General features: G+C 38.4%; 18 protein-coding genes, 3 tRNA genes and 2 pseudogenes. 10 read left to right on the top strand and 13 right to left on the bottom strand.

Annotated features, from left to right (window positions below):
- Positions 1 to 74: 74 nt before the first annotated feature.
- Entirely contained in the window at positions 75 to 1,358 is a 1,284-nt protein-coding gene (tilS, locus tag I6E11_RS05460) for a tRNA lysidine(34) synthetase TilS (protein ID WP_235336860.1), read from the bottom strand.
- A gap of 175 nt (positions 1,359 to 1,533) precedes the next feature.
- On the opposite strand from tilS, the gene feoB reads away from it, so the two are divergent.
- From feoB to I6E11_RS05435, 6 genes are all read left to right on the top strand, one after another.
- Positions 1,534 to 4,014: a ferrous iron transport protein B gene (gene feoB / locus I6E11_RS05455; RefSeq protein WP_235336858.1), complete on the top strand. Its 2,481-nt coding sequence runs from the start codon at positions 1,534 to 1,536 to the stop codon at positions 4,012 to 4,014.
- Positions 4,015 to 4,167, top strand: a complete 153-nt coding sequence (locus I6E11_RS15320) for a FeoB-associated Cys-rich membrane protein (protein ID WP_394800106.1) — start codon at positions 4,015 to 4,017, stop codon at positions 4,165 to 4,167. It abuts the gene before it with no gap.
- A 308-nt stretch (positions 4,168 to 4,475) separates the two neighbouring features.
- A tRNA-Cys gene (locus I6E11_RS05450) sits at positions 4,476 to 4,550 on the top strand.
- 26 nt (positions 4,551 to 4,576) lie between these two features.
- A tRNA-Cys gene (locus I6E11_RS05445) sits at positions 4,577 to 4,648 on the top strand.
- Positions 4,649 to 4,663: 15 nt separating this feature from the next.
- Positions 4,664 to 4,736, top strand: a tRNA-Lys gene (locus I6E11_RS05440).
- Between the two features lie 98 nt (positions 4,737 to 4,834).
- The gene (locus tag I6E11_RS05435) at positions 4,835 to 5,788 is read left to right on the top strand and encodes a tetratricopeptide repeat protein (RefSeq protein ID WP_235336856.1); all 954 of its coding nucleotides are present in this window, start codon (positions 4,835 to 4,837) and stop codon (positions 5,786 to 5,788) included.
- Positions 5,789 to 5,921: 133 nt separating this feature from the next.
- Here the strand turns inward: I6E11_RS05435 and I6E11_RS05430 are convergent, their stop codons facing one another.
- Positions 5,922 to 7,091 (bottom strand): MalY/PatB family protein, encoded by a 1,170-nt coding sequence (locus I6E11_RS05430; protein ID WP_235336855.1) that lies wholly within the window; start codon positions 7,089 to 7,091, stop codon positions 5,922 to 5,924.
- 325 nt (positions 7,092 to 7,416) lie between these two features.
- Between I6E11_RS05430 and I6E11_RS05425 the strand changes: the two genes are divergently transcribed.
- From I6E11_RS05425 to I6E11_RS05410, 4 genes are read left to right on the top strand one after another with little or no spacing between them, the layout of a single operon-like run.
- Positions 7,417 to 8,259, top strand: a complete 843-nt coding sequence (locus I6E11_RS05425) for a prephenate dehydratase (protein WP_235336853.1) — start codon at positions 7,417 to 7,419, stop codon at positions 8,257 to 8,259.
- Complete coding sequence (locus tag I6E11_RS05420; RefSeq protein WP_235336851.1) at positions 8,234 to 9,418, top strand: pyridoxal phosphate-dependent aminotransferase; 1,185 nt, start codon at positions 8,234 to 8,236, stop codon at positions 9,416 to 9,418. Before I6E11_RS05425 ends, I6E11_RS05420 begins: the two co-directional genes overlap by 26 nt.
- Before the next feature lie 37 nt (positions 9,419 to 9,455).
- Positions 9,456 to 10,523, top strand: coding sequence for a bifunctional 3-deoxy-7-phosphoheptulonate synthase/chorismate mutase type II (locus I6E11_RS05415; protein ID WP_235336848.1), 1,068 nt, complete (start codon positions 9,456 to 9,458; stop codon positions 10,521 to 10,523).
- Positions 10,524 to 10,536: 13 nt separating this feature from the next.
- Entirely contained in the window at positions 10,537 to 11,310 is a 774-nt protein-coding gene (locus I6E11_RS05410; protein WP_235336846.1) for a prephenate dehydrogenase, read from the top strand.
- A gap of 72 nt (positions 11,311 to 11,382) precedes the next feature.
- Here the strand turns inward: I6E11_RS05410 and I6E11_RS05405 are convergent, their stop codons facing one another.
- From I6E11_RS05405 to I6E11_RS05355, 11 genes and pseudogenes are all read right to left on the bottom strand, one after another.
- Entirely contained in the window at positions 11,383 to 11,673 is a 291-nt protein-coding gene (locus I6E11_RS05405; protein ID WP_235336845.1) for a helix-turn-helix domain-containing protein, read from the bottom strand.
- A pseudogene (locus I6E11_RS05400) lies at positions 11,670 to 12,026 on the bottom strand (type II toxin-antitoxin system RelE/ParE family toxin). The gene I6E11_RS05405 and the pseudogene I6E11_RS05400 overlap by 4 nt, the downstream one beginning before the upstream one ends.
- 121 nt (positions 12,027 to 12,147) lie before the next feature.
- Positions 12,148 to 13,338 carry an FprA family A-type flavoprotein gene (locus I6E11_RS05395; protein WP_235336842.1) on the bottom strand — a complete coding sequence of 397 codons (1,191 nt, stop codon included), beginning with the start codon at positions 13,336 to 13,338 and terminating at the stop codon, positions 12,148 to 12,150.
- 20 nt (positions 13,339 to 13,358) lie between these two features.
- The gene (locus tag I6E11_RS05390) at positions 13,359 to 14,288 is read right to left on the bottom strand and encodes a tRNA modification radical SAM protein MnmL/YtqA (RefSeq protein WP_235336841.1); all 930 of its coding nucleotides are present in this window, start codon (positions 14,286 to 14,288) and stop codon (positions 13,359 to 13,361) included.
- Positions 14,289 to 14,599: 311 nt separating this feature from the next.
- Positions 14,600 to 15,001: pseudogene (locus tag I6E11_RS05385) on the bottom strand (outer membrane beta-barrel protein); the annotation flags it as partial.
- Positions 15,002 to 15,182: 181 nt separating this feature from the next.
- Positions 15,183 to 15,617, bottom strand: a complete 435-nt coding sequence (locus I6E11_RS05380; RefSeq protein WP_235336840.1) for a GNAT family N-acetyltransferase — start codon at positions 15,615 to 15,617, stop codon at positions 15,183 to 15,185.
- On the bottom strand, positions 15,599 to 16,012 hold the full coding sequence (locus I6E11_RS05375; RefSeq protein ID WP_235336838.1) for a hypothetical protein: 414 nt from the start codon (positions 16,010 to 16,012) through the stop codon (positions 15,599 to 15,601). Before I6E11_RS05375 ends, I6E11_RS05380 begins: the two co-directional genes overlap by 19 nt.
- A gap of 79 nt (positions 16,013 to 16,091) precedes the next feature.
- Complete coding sequence (locus I6E11_RS05370) at positions 16,092 to 16,853, bottom strand: class I SAM-dependent methyltransferase (RefSeq protein ID WP_235336837.1); 762 nt, start codon at positions 16,851 to 16,853, stop codon at positions 16,092 to 16,094.
- 40 nt (positions 16,854 to 16,893) lie between these two features.
- On the bottom strand, positions 16,894 to 17,331 hold the full coding sequence (locus tag I6E11_RS05365; protein ID WP_235336901.1) for a DUF2867 domain-containing protein: 438 nt from the start codon (positions 17,329 to 17,331) through the stop codon (positions 16,894 to 16,896).
- 384 nt (positions 17,332 to 17,715) lie between these two features.
- Positions 17,716 to 18,279: a Crp/Fnr family transcriptional regulator gene (locus I6E11_RS05360; protein ID WP_235336836.1), complete on the bottom strand. Its 564-nt coding sequence runs from the start codon at positions 18,277 to 18,279 to the stop codon at positions 17,716 to 17,718.
- Between the two features lie 9 nt (positions 18,280 to 18,288).
- A complete protein-coding gene (locus tag I6E11_RS05355) occupies positions 18,289 to 18,855 on the bottom strand; it encodes a Crp/Fnr family transcriptional regulator (RefSeq protein ID WP_235336835.1) in 567 nt (188 codons plus the stop codon).
- Between the last annotated feature and the right edge of the window lie 132 nt (positions 18,856 to 18,987).

Here is an 18,987-nt window from a genome sequence, read left to right as displayed (position 1 = left end):
CTTATATTCTTATATCTTATTATCTATTAATATGTTTCCGTTTTGGGAAAACGATAGGAATACCCCTATTTCCTTCATGATTCCGACAGAACTGAAACTTCTATAACAATCTTAGTTTCAGCATCTACACAAAATCTATTATCAGTCCTTTCATTGACCAACCACACTATTTCAGAACCAGAGGTTACTACCATAACATTTTCTTTTTCAAACAGAGAGAACTTCCTGTCACGCAAATAGTCTCTCACTTTTTTGAAACCTTTCATACCATAGGGAACAAACTTATCGCCCGATTGCCATTTACGCAAATTCAGTTCTCCACGCAGCTTGCCGGCATCCAGATAAGCTTTCTCTCTACATTTTGGAACTATGAAATCCGGATCGACATTAAAAGTCCTTACATTTAGCTTGTAGGTACTTTCATCCGCAACTTTTTCCTTCAGAAACAAGCAGTCTCTGTCGCGTAGTAATGTCCAATTATTTGAATAAAACATTTTACCGGATGTAGATTTAAGACTTCTCTCTATATCTTTTATTTGCGAAGCATTGAAGCCAAAGGGTGAAAGCCATTCAAACAGTATAGCTTGGGGGGCCACTTCATTCAATAATTTCTCTATAGATAAAGAATGCGAGGATATCATTACACGTTCCATAGATGACAAAATAGCCGACTTATATATGGCAGCGACATCAGCCAGACGGGAAGCTGTTTCAGACACCGAATCACAAAATGAAGGGTTTATTTGTTTGAATAATGGTATGATATCAAGCCTTATTTTATTTCTTGTATATACATTTTCCAGATTGGTACTGTCTGTAACATAACTCTGACCTATACCACTCAAATAGTCTAGAATATCATCCCTGTCTATTTCCAATAAAGGTCGAACTATAAATCCATTCTTAGGCATTATACCCTTCAGACCGTTTATTCCGGTTCCACGCGAAAGGTTCAGCAGAAATGTCTCCACACTGTCATCCTTATGGTGAGCCACTGCTATATACGCTGCCCCATGCTTTTGCCTGATATTATCAAACCAACTGTATCTTAACTCACGTGCTGCCATCTCTATTGACAGTCCATTACTTTTTGCATAGTCGACAGTCTGGAAATGAACAACCTCGAGAGGGACGGAAACTCTGGTACACAAATCCCTTACAAACGCCTCATCCCTATCCGATTCATCACCACGCAAATGAAAATTACAATGCGCCGCCACACAATCGTATCCCAGAGAAAGTAAAATTCTAAGCAATGCCACCGAATCGGCACCGCCACTAAGAGCCACAACCAACTTATCGTTAATATCAAACAGCTCCTTATCGTTTATAAATCTTTCTATCCTTTGTTTTATCATAATGCAAATGTAGTCTTTTTGGATGGACAACGTATAAAAAGAAATATATTTTATCATAATAAGAAAATAATTTCTGTATATCAGAAACAGATAATTCAATTTATTATTTAAAAACAATCTAAATAGCTTGCATAAAAAGCCACTATCATCTATCTTTGCCGAAAAATATGAAATCATGAAACTATCGGAACTCAAAACAGGAGAAAAAGGAGTAATAGTAAAAGTATTGGGACACGGAGGTTTCCGCCGCAGAATAATCGAAATGGGATTTATAAAAGGGAAAACCGTAGAAGTGATACTAAACGCTCCTCTCAAGGACCCTATCAAATATAAGATAATGGGATATGAAATATCATTACGCCGTCAGGAAGCGGAAATGATAGAGATAATCAGTGAGGAAGAAGCAAGAAAGACTAGTTCTGCCACATCATTATATGACCCTATATCGGAAAACATCCCTGTAACAGAAGAACAGATGAGAGAGCTAGCACAGGGAAAAAGACGCACTATAAACGTTGCTTTGGTAGGAAATCCAAACTGTGGAAAAACATCACTTTTCAATATCGCATCAGGTTCGCACGAGCATGTGGGAAATTATAGTGGTGTTACAGTAGATGCTAAGGAAGGCTTCTTCGACTTCCAGGGGTATCATTTCAGACTAATAGACCTTCCGGGTACATACTCACTGTCTGCCTACAGTCCCGAAGAACTGTACGTAAGGAAACATATCATAGAAGAAACGCCTGATGTGATAATCAATGTTGTAGATTCGGGAAATATAGAACGTAATCTTTACCTTACAACACAACTGATAGACATGAACGTAAGAATGGTTATCGCACTGAATATGTACGATGCCCTTCAAAACAGCGGAAACAAACTCGATATCAAGAAACTGAGCCAACTGCTTGGTGTTCCTGCCGTGCCTACAATAAGCCGTACGGGTGAAGGCATAGACGAACTGTTCCACGTTATCATCGGGCTGTACGAAGGTGCCGATTTTATGGGACAGAAAGAAGAGATACAGAACGAAGCTCTACAGGAATACCGTAAATGGCATGATGCTTATGTGCCTGACCACAAATATGGAAGCCACAAGGAAGAGGAAAACGACTTTACACCAAAGAATTTCATACGCCATATCCATATTAACCACGGTCCTGAACTGGAAAGAAGTATAGAAGCCGTGAAAAAGGAAATAGGCAAGATAGAAAACATACGGCATAAATACTCTACACGTTTCCTTGCCATCAAAATGCTGGAAAACGACAAGGATATAGAGCGCCGCATTATATCCGATATGCCTAATGCCGACACCATAATCGACATAAGAAATAAAGAAGCTGAAAGATTGAAAACAGTATTGAATGAGGACAGCGAACAGGCCATCACTGATGCCAAATACGGTTTCATTTCCGGCGCACTGAAAGAAACATATACTGACAACAATCAGAACACTGAGATGTTTACCCGTATTGTGGACAGTATAGTTACTCACAGAATATGGGGCTTTCCTATTTTCTTTATATTCCTATACATAATGTTCGAAGGAACATTCGTTATAGGAGACTACCCTATGCAAGCCATAGAATGGCTGGTAGGCATGATAGCACAGGGTGCCGAGTCGTTCATCCCAGCCGGACCGCTGAAGGACCTGGTGATAGACGGTATTATAGGAGGCGTGGGAGGCGTGATAGTGTTCCTGCCTAATATTCTTATTCTATACACCTTCATATCAATCATGGAAGACTCCGGATATATGGCACGCGCAGCATTCATCATGGACAAGATAATGCATAAGATGGGACTACACGGAAAATCATTCATCCCGCTTATAATGGGATTCGGATGTAACGTACCAGCCATAATGGGTTCACGCATAATCGAAAGCCGCAAGTCAAGGCTCGTAACAATGCTCATCACTCCACTCATGTCGTGCAGTGCACGTCTGCCAATCTACCTTATTCTGATAGGAGCGTTCTTCCCTAGCCATGCCAGCCTTGTATTACTTGGTATATATAGTATAGGCATCATATTGGCTATTATAATGGCAAGAGTGCTGAGTAAGTTCATTGTAAAAGGCGATGACACACCATTCGTAATGGAACTTCCTCCTTACAGAATGCCTACTGCAAAATCGGTATTAAGACACACATGGGAGAAAGGTGTACAGTATCTGAAAAAAATGGGAGGTATAATAATGGTGGCATCCATAATTATATGGTTCCTGGGATACTATCCGAATCATGAGCAATATTCCACACAAGCCGAACAACAGGAAAATTCATATATCGGCCAAATAGGTAAAGCCATAGAACCTGCAATAGAACCCCTGGGGTTTGACTGGAAGATGGGTATAGGAATCCTATCAGGAGTAGGTGCCAAAGAGCTGGTAGTTAGCACACTAGGAGTGCTGTATGCAGGCGATGAGGAAGTGGACAGCGCAAACCTTGCAGAACGCCTGAACATTACTCCACTGGTAGCCTTCGGATACATGTTGTTCACACTGATATACTTCCCTTGTGTGGCAACTATAGTGGCCATAAAACAGGAGTCAGGAAGCTGGAAATGGGCCATTTTTGCCGCCACTTATACCACCGTACTGGCATGGATAGTATCTTTCCTGGTATATCAAATCGGAAAACTTTTCTTATAAATGGACATACAGACAGTAATAATAGGAATAATAATAATCTTGTGCGTAGTCTTCGTAGGGCTACGCATATATAGATTATTATCCGGCAAAGGCAAGTCGGCATGCGACTCGTGTGCCGGATGTGCACTAAAAAAGAACTGTGAAAAGAAATAACCGGCATTGTATTTATATAAATAAAGAATATGTAATGCCGTTTAAGAAGTTATTTTACAGACGAATAAAGACACTAAAAACACGATTCAAATATATTCTCAAAATGAAAGAGCAGTCTTTTTTCAAAAACTAATCATGCAAAGTATTGATATACAAGATTAAAATTAGACTATCAACAACAATAAGCAATATATTACAATTTAGAGGTGTGAATAAAAAAAGATTTTTTTCATCCAAAGTATTGCATATTTAAAAAAAAGACGTACCTTTGCATCGCATTTGAGAAGAACAATATCAAAATGCCTTCCGGTTCCTTGGATGAGTGGCTTAGTCAGCGGTCTGCAAAACCGTGTACGGCGGTTCGAATCCGCCAGGAACCTCCACTTTACTGAAAAAAATTGATTGCTACGGTTCCTTGGATGAGTGGCTTAGTCAGCGGTCTGCAAAACCGTGTACGGCGGTTCGAATCCGCCAGGAACCTCAAACAACAGGTAATGCACTCTTAGCTCAGTTGGTAGAGCAACTGACTCTTAATCAGTGGGTCCAGGGTTCGAATCCCTGAGGGTGTACATCGGAAAGAGAATGTCAAACATGGCATTCTCTTTTTTTGTATTCATCAATTGATTTTTGTACTTTTGCAGTCGCTAACAAAATAAATTTATTAATTATGGGTCTATTATCATCCCTGTTCGGCGGAAACAAGAAAAACGAAGGTAGCGAACAGGAGAAACAGGAAAAGAAAAACTTTGAAATTCTAAAATACGATGGCATCAGAGCACGCAATATCCGACAATTGCCATATGCCATCAAATGCTTTGAAGAAGCAACAGCACTAAAAGAAGATGTGGAAACAATGGAACTCCTTGCCGCATCTTACCTTCAGACAGGTAAAACCGACGAAGCAAGAAAAGTGTATCACAGACTTACTGAAATAGCACCTGACAACGCCAAAATTCTTCTTTCACTGGCAGGTGTCTGTTTCATGCAGGAAGATTACCCGGCTATGAAAGAAGCCTGCGAAAAGGCAATAGCGCTGGATGAAAAGAACAAGGCAGCATTCTATCTGGCAGCAAAGGCAGAAAAAGGAACAAAGAATTACATTCAGGCTATAGTAATGCTTACAAAAGCTATTGCCATAGACGAAGAATTCAAAGAAGCCTATCAGCTAAGAGCTGAGGTTCTGTGGGATATGCGACAGGCAAAGGAAGCTACAGAAGACCTTGACACTATCTTATCAAAAGACAGCGACGATGAAGATGCACTGGTTCTGAAAGGTGAAATCTGTGCAGCAACAGGAAATATAGAGGAAGGTATATCATACCTTGACAAGGTGCTCTCGCTTAATCCTTTCAATGAAAAGGCGTATCTAGTAAAAGGTACTGCTTTGCTGGAAAACAAAGAATTCGACCAGGCTATTGCCGTATACGACGAAGCACTTGAGCTATCTCCAGAAAATGCAAAACTATATCAGGAAAGAGGACGTGCCAAATTGCTGAAAGGAGATAAAGATGGTTCAGTAGAAGACCTGAAGAAAGCCATAGAGCTGAATCCTGAAAGTGAAAATATGATAAGCGGAAATTACAACAACTTCGGTCAGGAAAACAAAGTAGGTATATATTAAAAATCTGTTTATAGACTGTTTACTGAACGTTCACTAAACAGATAATAAACAATAAAATATAATAACAAGAAAATCCGGAAATGGAAGAAAATTTAGTCTTTCATTTCCGGATTTTATATACTATGATGTTGCATTATGATGTTTTATATGCTTCAGCCAGCTGTTTCATAGCACGTTCAACTACAAAGCGCTGAGTTCCAACATTCATCCTCATAAATCCGGCACCTTCGCGACCAAACATTTCCCCATCATTCAAAGCCAGTCCGGCTTTATCTGCAAAGAAAGAGTTTAGTTCGTCATGATTCAATCCCAATTCACGGCAATCCAGCCATATCAGATACGATGCCATAGGACGTATAACCTTTATCTTTGGAGTATTGTTCTTAAGGAAAGAATCTACATAATCAATATTTCCCTGAATATATTCCAGACACTGGTCCAGCCATTCCGTTCCATTTGAATACGCAGCTTCTACAGCCGGGAAAGCAAACACATGTCCCGCATTCAACTCGCCAGCTTCAAGATAAGTTTCAAACTTTCCACGCAATGCATCATTATATATAATAGTGTGCGATGCTGCCACACCAGGCATATTGAAAGCCTTGCTTGGTGCCATGAAGGTGACGGAATTGTTTTTCGCTTTTTCGGATACCATAGCAAAAGGCAGATGTCTATACGGTGCGAGTGTAAGGTCAGCATGTATCTCATCAGAGAATACCAATATATTATCCTCTGCACAGATTTCTGCCAGCTCTTCCAGTTCTTCCCTCTTCCATACTACCCCACCCGGATTGTGAGGATTACAGAGAATAAGCACGCGTACACCTTTCTTTATGTTTCTAAGGAGTTCAAGATTCATTCTGTATTCTCCATTCTCGAATATCATAGGACATTCCACAAGTTGTCTGTTATTTCTGGTAGTAAGCCATGCAAACGGATGATACACCGGAGGCATGATAACAACCTTATCACCCGGAGATGTAAAACAGTTCAATGCCATACCCAGTCCTGCCACTATCCCTGGAACGTAATTAATATGTTTTTTCTCAATCTCCATTCCGTAACGTGCTTTCACCCAATTTACTATAGAATTATAATAGCTGTCTGATTTTACGGTATAGCCAAACACAGGATGTTCGCAACGTTTCTTCACAGCATCAACCACAAAATCCGGGGTAGCAAAATCCATATCAGCCACCCACATCGGGATCAGATCATCTCTCCCCCATATATCTTTCATTTCGTCTATCTTGACAGCATTTGTATCTTTCCTGTCAATTAATTCATCAAAATTATACTTCATAATGATTTTTATATGTATTACTAATATTAAACCAGCATCGCAAAATAAGATAATAATGCTTGAAAATTAAAAATTTTGAAGATTTTTTTAATCCTATTCTTGTTTTTTCAAGAAAAGTATTACATTTGCACCGTAAACAATAACAAAAAGTATTTATGAAGACATTTGCTACATACTTCTTCTTTTTCTTTTTTTACTTTTACTTTAGCAATGAAGTGAAGCGGGAAGTCGTATGTGCATAATACGAAAAGAAATCAATACAAAATAAAATAACGAAATCCCGCTTCAACATGAGGCGGGATTTTTTTTAACATTACATAAAAAAATGAGAAAGATAGCAATTCAAGGAGTAAAGGGCTCTTATCACGACATAGCTGCCCACAAGTTTTTCAAGGATGAAGAGATAGAGCTTATTTGTTGCAACACATTCGAAGAAGTTTTTGCACAAATGAAAAAAGACAGCGACGTGATAGGCGTGCTTGCAATAGAAAACACAATAGCAGGAAGTTTGCTACACAACTACGAGTTACTTCGTGAAAGCGGAGCAACAATCATAGGCGAACACAAACTCAGAATAAGCCACAGCATCATGTGTCTGCCGGAAGACAACTGGGAGGACCTGACAGAAGTGAACTCACACCCGGTAGCTTTGGCACAATGTCGCGACTTTCTGCACAATCATCCTGAAATGAAAGTAGTAGAAACTGAAGATACAGCAGGAAGTGCCGAAAACATCAGAAAAAACAATCTGAGAGGACATGCAGCTATCTGTTCCAAATATGCAGCAGGACTTTACGACATGAAAATCCTGGAAGAAGGAATAGAAACAAACAAACACAACTTTACACGATTCCTCGTTATCAGCAACCCTTGGTTGGCAGACGAACTGAAAGACCGCTCAAAAGTGAACAAGGCAAACATAGTATTCTCACTTCCCCACAGCGAAGGAAGCCTTTCACAAGTATTGTCAATTTTCTCATTCTATAAGATAAACCTCACAAAAATACAGTCACTTCCTATTATCGGACGCGAATGGGAATATATGTTCTACGTAGACGTAATGTTTAATGACTATCTGAAATACAAACAATCTATAGATGCTGTTACACCACTTACAAAAGCACTTAAAATTTTAGGAGAATATGCAGAAGGAGAATCTACAATATAATATACAGCCGGCCGACAGACTGGCAAACGTAAGCGAATACTACTTCAGCAGAAAGCTGAAGGAAGTGGCAAAGATGAATGCCGAAGGTAAAAACGTGATAAGCCTAGGTATAGGCAGTCCGGACATGCCACCGTCAGAAGAAACAATCAATGTTCTTTGTGAGAATGCAAAAAAGCCTGATGCTCACGGCTACCAACCCACTGTGGGAATACCTGAACTAAGAAAGGCTATGGCAGACTGGTATAAAAGATGGTACAATGTAGACCTTGACCCTGCCACAGAAATACAGCCCCTTATCGGCTCAAAGGAAGGTATCCTTCACGTAACACTTGCTTTGGTTAATCCGGGCGACAAGGTTCTGGTTCCAAACCCCGGCTACCCTACTTACACTTCACTTAACAAGATTCTGGGAAGTGAAATTATCAACTACAACCTTCGTGAGGACAACAACTGGCAGCCTGATTTTGAAGAACTTGAAAAGATGGACCTCACCGGTGTGAAAATCATGTGGACCAACTATCCCAACATGCCGACCGGAGCCAACGCTACAATGGAGCTGTACGAAAAAATAGTTGATTTCGCACGCCGTCACAACATCGTGGTAGTGAACGACAATCCATACAGCTTCATCCTCAACAAGAAACCGATAAGCATACTCAATGTTCCGGGAGCAAAAGAATGCTGTATAGAGTTCAACTCTATGAGTAAGAGCCACAATATGCCGGGCTGGCGTGTAGGAATGCTGGCAACAAACGCCACTTTCGTACAGTGGATTCTGAAAATAAAGAGCAATATCGACTCAGGAACTTTCCGCCCATTACAGCTGGCAGCAGCACAGGCATACAACAACAGTGCAGAATGGCACGAAGAAGCCAACTTCAATGTTTACAGTCGTCGCCGTAAACTGGCAGAAGCCATAATGAACGAGTTGGGATGTACTTTCGACAAGAATCAAGTAGGTATGTTCCTCTGGGGTAAGATACCTGAAACATACACTGATGTAGAGGAACTGACAGAAAAAGTTCTCCATCAGGCAAGGGTTTTCATCACTCCGGGATTCATCTTCGGAAGCAACGGAAAGAGATATATCCGTATTTCGCTTTGTGCCAAAGAAGAGAAACTGGCAGAAGCACTTGAGAGAATAAAGAATATGAAATAACTGGAAAAATACAAATAACTACTAAAAGATTACAACTATGGCACTCGAATTAGAACCTATCAGACTGGAAGGCGTATCAGAAGAACGACCTATGATAATTGCAGGACCTTGCAGTGCAGAGACAGAAGAACAAGTAATGAGCACGGCCAAACAACTGGCTGGCAATGGCATAAAGATTTTCCGCGCCGGAATATGGAAACCACGTACTAAACCGGGAGGTTTCGAAGGTATAGGAGTAGAAGGTTTGGCTTGGCTCAAGGAAGTTAAGAAGGAAACAGGTATGTATGTTTCAACCGAAGTTGCAACAGCAAAACATGTTTACGAATGTCTTAAAGCTGGCATCGACATACTTTGGATTGGAGCTCGTACCACAGCCAATCCTTTTGCAGTACAGGAAATTGCAGATGCCCTTAAGGGAGTTGACGTTCCTGTATATGTAAAGAATCCGGTAAACCCTGATCTAGAGTTATGGATTGGTGCAATGGAAAGAATAAACAACGCCGGAATAAAAAGACTCGGAGCTATTCATCGCGGTTTCTCATCATACGACAAGAAAATCTACCGCAATCTTCCACAATGGCATATTCCTATCGAACTGAGAAGACGTATCCCTAATCTTCCTATCCTGTGCGATCCAAGCCATATCGGTGGTAAGCGTGAACTCATCGCATCTCTTTGTCAGCAGGCTATGGACCTTGGTTTCGACGGACTTATAGTAGAGTCACACTGCAATCCGGACTGTGCATGGAGCGATGCATCGCAGCAGGTTACTCCAGACGTACTTGACTACATACTGAATCTGCTGGTTATCCGTAAAGAACACCAGACAACAGAAAACCTGAATGAGTTGAGACGCCAGATTGACGACTGCGACAACGAACTTATGGAGATTATGGCAAAACGTATGCGTGTGTGCCGCGAAATAGGAACATTCAAGAAAGAACATAATATGACTATCCTCCAGACAGGACGTTACAATGAAATCCTGGACAAACGAGGAGCACAAGGCTCATTATGCGGTATGGATTCTGAATTTGTTAAACACGTATTCGAGGCTATACACGAAGAAAGCGTACGTCAGCAGATGGAAATAATAAACAAGTAAAAAACTCAAAAAAATGCGTATATTGATATTGGGAGCAGGAAAAATGGGCTCCTTCTTTACAGATGTATTAAGTTTTGACCACGAAGTTGCAGTTTACGATGTGAAACCACAAAACCTACGTTTCGTGTACAACTGCCAGCGTTTTACATCATTGGATGAAATAAAAGAGTTCAGACCAGAACTTGTAATAAATGCAGCTACAGTGAAATATACACTCGAGGCATTCCGCCAAGTGCTACCTGTAATACCGCAAGACTGTATAATCAGTGATATCGCATCAGTAAAGACAGGGCTTCAGGATTTCTACGTAAACTGTGGATTCAGATATGTATCAACCCACCCTATGTTCGGTCCCACATTCGCCAACCTAGACCAGCTGAGTTCCGAGAATGCCATAATAATAAAGGAAGGCGACTGCCTAGGTAAAGTATTTTTCAAGGATCTCTATCAGAGACTCGGACTAAACATCTTTGAATACACTTTCGACGAGCACGATGACACAGTAGCCTATTCGCTGTCAATACCATTTGTTTCGACATTCGTGTTTGCGGCAGTAATGAAACACCAGGATGCACCCGGAACAACATTCAAACGTCATATGGCAATAGCAAAAGGTGTATTAAACGAAGATGATTATCTGCTTCAGGAAATTCTTTTCAATCCACGAACTCCTAAACAGGTGGAAGGAATACGAACAGAACTGAACGAGCTTCTAGACATCATAAGCCGTAAAGATGCTGAAGGCATGCATGCCTATCTTAGCAAGATTCGAAACAATATAAAATAATAAAGACACAGGCTGTTACGTTAGTTTACACTCTCGTAATAGCCTGTATTTCATTTTATAATAACACTAATGTTATATCTGGACTTCTATTTTCAATTTACCGCCCAACCCTTTCTCTACTATATCATAAAGAGTTTTAAGAGTGATATTTCCACCGTCATTCTCAACTTTTGATATAAAAGACCGTTTTCTATCAATACGATCCGCCAATTCAGACTGGGTTAATTTCATTTTCTCTCTTGCTTCCCGAATTTTTATCCCTATACGCAAAGCTTCAAGTTCTCTTTCCAGATTATCACGTTCAGGAGTTCCTTTTTCTCCATAATAACGCTCTTTAATCTGATCAAGTGATGTTGTATTCATTTTCCTGCCTCCTTTTCTTTTTCAATATAATATTCGGACATAAGACGTACAGCCTTTTCTATTTCTCCCTTAGGAGTCTTTTGAGTTTTTTTCTGGAAGCCACTTAATAATACTACCAGCTTAGAACCATCAAAGAAACAAAATATCCTAAAGATATTGTTACCTAACTGCACACGTATTTCGAACAGCCCGTCAGTACCTTCAATATATTTAAGATAAGTAGAAGGTATTCTTTCTATCTGTTCAATGATATCAAGTATCTTGATTATCTTTGTCCTGACCTTTAAAGGTTATTCCTTAAAGAAATCTTCAAAATACGATTTATACGTGATGACTTGCCTTATCTTGTCCATAGCACAAAGGTAACTTATAAATGACATTTATGCAAGAAAATGGCAAAATAATTATAGCATAAAAAAACAGACTATTCCGTATACGGAACAATCTGTTTCTTATTATATCTATAAAGTCTGATTACTTTCTGTCAGCTTTCAAACGGTCAGCCATAGCCTTTGCAAGTTCTTTTGCCTGAGCATAGTTGTCTTGCTTCATTGCCTGTTTCATTTCTACAGGGTTGCCTACGACTTCAAACTTCAGCTTTTCTGTGTATTCGCCAATCTTCTTCACTGCAGCACTTGCCCAAGTATATGAACCGAAGTAACCCATCACACGGTTTTTCACTTCGCGGGCAGCGATTTTGCTCAACAGTGATTCCATTTCAGGATAAAGGTTCATGTTGTATGTAGTACATCCCACGATAAGACCTTTGTACTTGAATACGTCAGCCAGGATATATGAATGATGAGTGTGAGAAACATTGTGCATGATAATGTTCTTGATACCCTGACGGCTCAACTCTTCAGCTATAACCTCTGCCAGTTCCTCTGTATTGCCGTACATAGTTCCGTATGCTATCACAACACCTTCTTCAGCTTCGTAGCGACTCATCTTATCGTACATATCTACAACCTGAGGAATCTTTTCTTCCCAAACAGGTCCGTGGGTAGAACAGATAGTATTGATTTTCAATCCGCCAAGTTTCTGTAAAGCTTTCTGTACAGGGTTACCAAACTTACCTACGATGTTAGCATAGTAACGGCGCATTTCGTTCCAATAAATATCTGTATTGATATTCTTGTCAATGCATCCACCGTTCAAAGCTCCGAAGCATCCGAAAGCATCTCCAGCAAACAGGATTCCGTCAGTCTCATCGTATGTAACCATTGTTTCTGGCCAGTGAACCATAGGAACCAGATAGAAACGGAGATTGTGATAACCAAGTTTCAGGAAGTCACCATCATTAACTACATAACGGTCGCCAGTTACACCATAATATCCTTCCACCATTTCGAAAGTCTTCTTGTTTCCTACAAGAACGATTTCAGGATAATACTGTTTGATTAGAGCGATAGAGCCTGAGTGGTCAGGTTCCATGTGGTTTATAATAAGATAATTGATTTTACGGTCGCCTATAATGCTACGGATTTTCTTCAGATATACTTCGAAGAATGCAACATCCACTGTATCCACCAATGCCACCATCTCATCATCCGCTATCAGATAAGAGTTGTATGACACGCCGTATGGCAACGGCCAAAGATTTTCGAACAATGCTTTGGTGCGGTCGTTCACACCTACGTAATGTACTTTACCTTTAATTTCCATCTTTATTATGAATTTGTTATTTATATATTGATTATTTTTTTTCCTTGATATGAATCCCTCTCTACCATCCTCTTCTTCAGCTTCGCAGTGAATTCATGATTCTTCAGTCCCCAATCGGGGGCAATAAGCAAATCGCGAGGCGACTGCGAAATAAACCTTTCCAATACCAGGTCGGGACGCAAGTGCTCTATATAGTCTAATACAAGATCGATATACTCGTCGGCCGTATACAAATGAAAATCCTTAGGGCATTCATCGTACTCGTGCGCCATTCTTGTTCCCTTTATCAACTGCAACTGATGCATCTTCAGCGTAGTGAGCGGCAACGACGATATATCTTCAGCCTGACGTATAATCATGTCATTATCCTCGCCGGGTAGTCCCAATATAACGTGTCCTCCTGTCATTATACCTCTTGAAACGGTACGCCTCACAGCATCAGCAGTACATGCAAAATCATGTCCGCGGTTTATGCGTTTCAGTGTAGCGTCGTTTGTACTCTCAATACCATACTCCACCAAGAGGAAAGTCCTTTCATTCAGTTCCTTCAAATAATCAAGAAGAGAATCGGGCATACAGTCCGGACGAGTACCTATAACCAGCCCCACTACTCCATCAACAGAAAGCGCCTCCTCATACATGGCCTTCAGACTCTCCAGTTCTGCATAAGTATTTGTATAAGCCTGGAAATATGCAAGATATTTCATTTCGGGATACTTTCTTGAGAAAAACTCCTTTCCCTCTTCAAGTTGCTGTCTCACAGACTTTTCTGTCCGGCAATACTCCGGATTGAATGTCTGGTTGTTACAATAAGTACATCCTCCATATCCCTTGCTGCCATCACGGTTAGGACATGTAAAGCCTGCGTTGACTGAAATTTTCTGAACTTTAAACGGAAAGTGTTTCGCCAGAAAACATCCAAAATCATTATATCTTATTTTATTATCCATCTGACTAAAAATACGATACAAAGATAATATTTTTCTGCCGAAACGACAATAAATGAAAAAACAGATTTTTATAAGTCATTAAAAGGGTTATAACATACAAAAAAGTAATCATCAATTTATATTTCACTAAAGATAGAATTCATAACTCGCATTTTACAGCCATATAACCTATACAGAAAAACAGCAACAGTAGTCTTCACTCATAGAAACACTTATTATACTTTATATTATATACAGCCTTGAATCCTAATGATTAATATAATTAGATACTATTAATGATAATCTCATTATACAACCTATTTTTAAGTGTGTTATCTTCTAAATCGTGATGTATCTACCACTTTCACTTCCTGTTTTTTATATCCACCGAAACGGTATGTAAAGTTCAAAGATACTGTACGCGTATAGAATCCTGTGTTCATATCCAAATACTTCCCTTTGAAACGGACTTTCATATCTGGCATACTGCAATTAAAAATATCACTGCAACGTGCAGTAAGCGAATATTTGTCTTTGGCAAAATTCCATTTCATTCCGACTGTAAGATTGAATGCACTTGCAAGATCCAATGTTCCCTATATGAAAGGTGTCTGTATGTTACCTGTCAACTCAAACGAAAGTTTTTTGCCTATTTTGAAAGTATTGTCAAGTGTGCCGACAAACATCCATTTCTTACGGTCAAAAGGTACATCAAAGAAACTGTCACATTTCTTGGATACAAGAAACTATATATATTGCTCCTTCCTGTTAATTCTAATAATACCTATTATTAAATCACCGAATAATAAAAAACTTACGAAACAGTCAGAATATTCTTGAATTATATATTATGGCTGATTTAAAGACCTGTTACATATCATTTGCCAGACAATGCATGCAATGATTATCAAGTCATCAATATTTAACCATTGGAATACTTAATATCCCTCTATTACATTCTTTATCACCAACAACCTTAAATCCTAATGATTGATAGAATGGGACAGCATACGTTGAAGAATTGACTGATATTCTGGTAAATTTGCAGTCTTCCATCATATAGTTAAAAAGAGAGCTTCCTATCCCTTTCCGATGGTATTGCCTATGTACAAAAAAAAGTGATATATGTTGCTTTTCTCTCTTGATTCCAATAATACCTATTAGTCTATCATTGTCAAAAGCTCCATATATATCAAGTTCAGCCATTAGCGAAATATCGTATACAAAACTTTTGAAAGTTTCAAATCCTTCTTGGGTAAAATCATTACACTCCATGCAAACCTGAAATGAGAGATTTGCAGCGTTGTTATATTCTGTTGTTGCCAACTTCTTTAATTTCTTCCACTCCATTGCTTCTGTTTATAAGTTTCTTTTGTTATAATTCCTTTTCCTGCCTCTTCCTGAGAATCCGCTTCTTTATAGAAAATCCAATGATGTATTACATTCCCTTTATAGAATGAAGTATATGCCTGCTGAAAATTCCATCCTTTTTCAGACATATAGTTCGCAGCATCCACCATACTATTAAAATCTATTTCCTTACCATCCTCATCTACCATTTTCTGCTGACTTTTCAAACCGTTCCATATAGAATATACAGAACTTTCACCAAAATCAAAAACAATCTTCAGACCTGCCGATAAAGTCTTGTTAGTACCTTTAATCTCACAAAAATATTTTCTTGCATTCAATTGAATAGGGATGAAAAACAAAAGTCCGATACATAAAATCATTAATCGTTTCATAATCTAAATTCTAATTATTTGTAACATAACTACTTAAAAAAAACTTACAATAATCAGGCTTAAAAGCTGATTACATAAATTAGCTAGTGAGTTTTAAAATGTATATTTGCTTATCAGAATTATCATTAAATTCACACTCTGCAAAATCACCGAATTTATGGACAACACTAAATCCCGCTTGATGAAGATATGAATTTAACTCTTGTGGAAAGAATAGCCTCATGTCCATGTTCTGTACTGAATGAAATGTACCGTCAATAAAATACTGCCATTTTATACGATTGATTTGAGATGCACTTTCATAATGCATACTTTGTTTTATCAATACGCGTCTTCCATCATTAGTCGTATATTCAGCCATAACATGTTGTTTCCGTTCGTTTTCAACAATATATTGGATATTGGGATTGAAACAGTCCAATAAAAACAAACCGTTATCTTTCAGGTGTTTTTTAACAGTGTTCAATGCCTCAAACAAATCTTCATTTTTATACAGATGATGAATAGAATTGAACGGAATAAAAATAAGATCGAATTTCTCTCCCAAGTTTAATTCTCTTATATCCGCTTCAATGAAATCTATTTTTAATCTGGCTTGAAGTGCTTTTTCCTTTGCCCGTTCAAGCATGGATGAAGTATAATCAACGCCCTTAATGTCATAGCCATCCTTTGCTATTGGAATCGTAAGTCTTCCCGTTCCACAGCAAAGTTCAAGTATTTTGGCCTCTTTATTTTTTGGTAACCATTTTTTGTAAAACTCTAAATCGGAAAGAAATTTATTAAACCCATCATAAATATCTGCATCATAGATAAAATCTCCGACTTTATAATCTATATTCATATCCTTTATTTCTTTATTGATTGCAAGTGCATTATAATGCTTATCTGCAAACAGATTTTTCAATGTTGTTTTTTGCTCGTTGCAAGAGCGTCTTGCAAATTAAATTATGGAACGGTTTAATTATGGCAAAATAACATTTTCCAAAACGATTATGTAATCTGACTTTTGTACTTACAGATATACGTTGACTATCACATTCCATACGCTCGGTTATAAAGGCTATTTCCAAATCAAGATGCTTGTCATTTTTACTTACTGTTGCCAGGTTCTCGGACTCTATATGCACTAAATCCGATAAACATCTTCCTTTTTTCAGACCGAAAGGTTTCATAATGATATTACGTATTATCATTAATACAGTTATCCACCTGGGAACGGAAAAGAACAATTCAGATAACTCTGCAGCATTTATAAATTTTGCAGTATGGATTGTATCACTAAACTTATCCGTATAATTGTAACTCTTATCGTCTCTCATAAATCCATATTTCAACAGATTATTCTCTATACTTTCTATATCACTTCTGCTTATTTCACACTTTATGCTTTTATCTAAGACCATTACATGATAGCTATTTTGCAAATATACATGTCCTGAGCGACACAATTCTCAAACTACTTTGAGAGTTGTAAGCAGAATCATATTCCAATTGCATAAAATTGACATTGCTTTTTCTCATAAACTCTGTCAATGATAATGTAGGAAGCGACATATTTTCACTTTTACAAGTATGGCCATAATAGAAGATTCCTGATTATATTCCTATTGAAACTTTGATTTTAAATGCAAAGTACGTGATAATAAATAAAAAAGGCCTTGAAATATTTCAAGACCTTTTTCTCTAAATGTTAAAAAATACGGTTACTTCCTCAATTTTCGGCGTATATGACTGACTGTTTCAGGAGTCACCCCCAAGAATGAAGCAATGTTTTTCAAAGGTACTGCTTCTTTTAGATTAGGACAACGCTCCATCAGTCTTTTGTATCGTATTTCAGGACTGCAATACGAATCGAGCAGTCGTTCATATACCATTTCATACAGGTTTTCAGCTACGCATCTTCCGAATCGTTGGGTTTCCATGTTTGTCTCCCAATATTCAATCATATCATGGTGTGATATTTCATAAACGGAGCAATCAGTTATTGCTTGAATGCTTACCAAGGACAAGCTACCTTTCATGAATGAGGAATAGTCACATACATATTCATTTGTAAACGAATACCCTACGATATGTTCTTCTCCCTCTTCGTCAATATGAGTATATTGAAAGGTACCATCTTCCACCCATCCCGCAAAACGCTTTTTTTCATGCTGACGGATAAAAAAATCTCCTTTACGATAAGTACACACTTTTCCTTTCCTTTCACATAAATCTTTAATTAAAGAATAGTCTAAGTTATTGAGGTATGTATTGAACTCGTTCATCTGATAAAATCATTTGTTCTCAAAAGTAATTTCCTTGCGGATACGGCTGAGATAGGTTGGTGTAACATTCAGAAAAGAGGCAATTTCTTTAATTGATATGCTTTGAAGAATATCAGGACATCTTTTCAATAAAGCGATATAGCGTTCCTTGGGTGATAAACGGTGCATATCTAAATATCGTTTATAAACGTCATGGAACAGTAAATCTGAGAGTTGCTGATGAAGCTCTCTGTTCTCATTGAATACTATATTGAGTACTTCACAATTACATGCCAGAACCTCCACATTTGTTGCAGCGACAAGACTGGTCATACAAGGTGTTTTGTAAATGGTACTTAAATAGTCACCGGCAAATTCCCCTGGCAACGCCAAACCGGTTATATGTTCGTTACCCTTTGAATCTGTTACGACATATTTAAAATATCCTTCTTTCACGATTCCCATATATCGTATAACATCCCCCTGTTGCACAAAGAATTCTCCTTTTTTATAATGACACAGTTTACCGTTCTTAGCACAAATCTCATGCCAGAAGTCCATGTCTAATTTGTCTATAAAAGAATTAAAATTGCCCATTTCTACAATGTAATTATCAATATAACAATTATGCGCAAAGTTAGATATTATAATTCAATAAACATAGCAGACAATTAATGGGAGATATGAGATGTTGAGATATATTTGTTCTATTACTAAGATTATCTATAC

The organism is Bacteroides caecigallinarum, from assembly GCF_021531075.1.
Classification (GTDB): domain Bacteria; phylum Bacteroidota; class Bacteroidia; order Bacteroidales; family Bacteroidaceae; genus Phocaeicola; species Phocaeicola caecigallinarum_B.
Note: the sequence above shows the minus strand (reverse complement) of the source record. Positions and strands in the feature narration are given on the sequence as shown.